4 protein-coding genes are annotated in these 2,755 nt (G+C 45.4%); 2 read left to right on the forward strand and 2 right to left on the reverse strand.

What is annotated here, in order from left to right:
* A partial coding sequence (locus IBX50_RS19385; protein ID WP_292258041.1) for a DUF4113 domain-containing protein occupies window positions 1-290 on the forward strand: 290 nt, incomplete at its 5' end.
* 112 nt (window positions 291-402) lie between these two features.
* A complete protein-coding gene (locus IBX50_RS19390; protein ID WP_292258042.1) occupies window positions 403-1,419 on the forward strand; it encodes a phospholipase D family protein in 1,017 nt (338 codons plus the stop codon).
* A 114-nt stretch (window positions 1,420-1,533) separates the two neighbouring features.
* On the opposite strand, the gene IBX50_RS19395 is transcribed toward IBX50_RS19390, so the two are convergent.
* Both IBX50_RS19395 and IBX50_RS19400 read right to left on the reverse strand, forming a co-directional pair.
* Window positions 1,534-1,791, reverse strand: a complete 258-nt coding sequence (locus IBX50_RS19395) for a hypothetical protein (protein ID WP_292258043.1) — start codon at window positions 1,789-1,791, stop codon at window positions 1,534-1,536.
* Window positions 1,792-1,910: 119 nt separating this feature from the next.
* Window positions 1,911-2,624, reverse strand: coding sequence for an inovirus-type Gp2 protein (locus IBX50_RS19400; protein WP_292258044.1), 714 nt, complete (start codon window positions 2,622-2,624; stop codon window positions 1,911-1,913).
* Between the last annotated feature and the right edge of the window lie 131 nt (window positions 2,625-2,755).

The following is a 2,755-nucleotide window of genomic DNA, read 5'->3' on the forward strand; positions in this document are numbered from 1 at the left end:
CACATGCTGGACTGAAAGCCATCTGGAAGGATGGCTACCGCTACATGAAGGGCGGTATAGTGCTCAGTGATTTTTATGCCCCTGGTACTTACCAGCAGCAGCTGTTTGATGATGCGCCCCAAAAACCTCACAGCCAGAAGCTGATGGACAGTCTGGATCAGATCCACAAACGAGGGCTGGGCAAGCTGTTCTTTGCTGCACAAGGCACCCGACAAGGCTGGAGCATGAAGCGTGAGCTACTGTCACCGGCTTACACAACACGGTGGAGTGATCTGCCGAGGGTGAGCTAGTATTTTTACTGCTACCCAAGCCCATTATTTTTCTTTAATATTAAGGGAATGGTAGGTACTAAGACAAAATCCACTTCACTGCTTTTTTCCTTAACAAATGGAGTTGGCATCTATGAATATCATTTCTAGTGATCTCGTCGCTGCAGTAAAATCAATTGCTCCCCAAAGAGTCGCAGTCGCTTACATTGGAAAGGAGTGGAGCGACTTGATCGACACCACTACCTTAAAAGAAATCATCGTCTCACCAACACTCGGATCAAATCCTCGTGCGATAGTGGAAGTTGCTAAGCTACTTGGCTGGGAAAACGTCCATTTCCTGAACGAGTTGCACAGTAAACTCTATATCGGAAAAAAGCAGTTGATTTTAGGTAGTGCAAACTTATCAGCAAACGGCTTCGGGTTGAACACGCAACATGAAGCGTGCGTTATGCTTGCAGATAGTGGTGCTCTAGCAGATGCCAACGCATTGTTTGAGATATATAAGGCTGAGGCTCAGCATCAATATCATGACATGAATAGCAAGCTTGAGCAGGTTGATCGCCTCCAAGCTGAGTGGAACCTTGCCCGTGTTCATGGCCTTTTAAAAAAATCTGGTGACGCGTGCCTGACAGCCATGTCAAATAATCAGCTGTTCTCGCAATATGACTCCGATTGCGATGGGCTTGTTTATGTTGCTTGGTACATGAGTAGCGGTGACTATGACTATACTGAAAAAGTGTCTGAAGCAGTCCAGCACGATATTGTTTCTGAAATCCACCTAGCTGCAGATGATCAAGCGCCAATCAACCAATGGGTGCTTTCTTGGGCAGTGACAAACAAAGGGTATGCCAGCAAGAAAATCAAGCCTGAGCTGCTGTTCATTCACGAAAAAATCATGCATGGAGTAACTGATACTGATTATGAGCAACTCTGTTATCAGCGTGCATCTTTAAACACCCCTCCCAAGCCTTTTGATGAAACTGACCCACTTTTCATAGATTGCTTTAGACGTGTTATGGACCAAGATAGGTTTGAGGAATTACGCGGCCATATTGGTGAAGATGTTTGGTACATCTGTAATTACAAAGCATTAACCAAGGAGTTTCTAAAAGAGTTGCAGGAAGAGTACCAAAGACAATCAAGGCGTTAGTCAGCTATCTCCCTCAGTCGCTGCGATGCTTGTACCAACATAATCCTGTGTGGGTTTGATACCACACAGGATTGTCTTCACTATCTGCATTCTGCAGGAGTGTTGATACTTTGTTCAAATCTCATCAAGTAAAGTGAAAACGCCACGCCCTTGTTTTTGGTTTGATCTGCATATCCACTTCCCCGTACCAGGCCAAAAGTCAAACAAGTTAGGCCTGTTGCCTACCACCAAGTGGGCACCATCGTTTTTTGACTCAAACGGAATTCCTTGCTGTTGCAAAACCAAGGCAGAATTGGTTCTGTTGCTGGCCCTTCTCTGCATGCTCTCTTTACGGTTTTCTTCCAGCTGCTCAAAAATTTCTGTATGACTCATGGCATCACCTTTAATCAAATCAATTCCCTGGGCTTATCTAGCAGCCCAGCGCTCATTACCCTTCCTTGGAGATTACGAACATCCCTGTTCAGATGATTGGATGAGTCTGTAACGATTGATTAGTGATGACTGAGGGTACACACTTGACCTTTACCGAAGCATCTAATCCACGGACGCTCTTCGCCTGGTATAGCCTGTTCTAGCTTGGTGAAGTAGTGCATCTGCATCTGAAGATTTGCCCAGCCCACTTTGCTTGTGTTTTTTACCATGCCAACTGCCAAGGTGTTGCTGCCCTTCAGTAAATTTTTATGGGTCATCAACATCAGCGCTTGCCCCCTCTGCACCCCAAACACCTGCTTCAGGTTATCCAGATACTCCCCTCCGGATGCCTGCCATTTTCTGAGCCTGCTTTTGGAGTCAGATGCATTAGAATTGAAGTAGCCACCATGTCCTTTGGTGATTTCTTCCCAGCGCTCTCCTAGCTGCCTACCGATCCACTCATCCTTGCAGCGGTGCTTACCATCAAAGAGCAGCAGCATGTGGCAGTGCACAGTTTTTTTATTACCGTACTCAAAACACCAGACATAACCCACCAAACTGTCAAAATACTCATAGCGATGACGATTGTTCAGAAATTTATCTCGATCACTCTGTAGGTTAGCCAAAGTTTTGTTTTGTTGGTGCTTAGCCCTGTAATACAAATCTAGCCTGACAACCAGGAGGCGAGGATATTTCTGTTTTAAATCATCCAGGTACTTCAACGCAGATTGCAAATTGCTCTCTGCCAGGCGTTTTTGATTGTCGTTCAGGCGATGGAGTTCATATTCTTTCAATGCGATACGACAGCATTCAATCCAATCATTAAATGACCTGATAGCTCCACGTTGCTGCTCATTCCATAGACGCTTAGCATCCCCTGTGTGTCAACCTAAGCCTGAGCCAACTGATTTTGAGATAACATACA

It is taken from the genome of Marinospirillum sp. (assembly GCF_014859565.1).

Bases quoted from the DNA above. Each gene is read 5' to 3' on its own strand.
- IBX50_RS19390 (WP_292258042.1), top strand. From the start codon at position 403: ATGAATATCATTTCTAGTGATCTCGTCGCTGCAGTAAAATCAATTGCT.
- IBX50_RS19395 (WP_292258043.1), bottom strand. From the start codon at position 1,791: ATGAGTCATACAGAAATTTTTGAGCAGCTGGAAGAAAACCGTAAAGAG.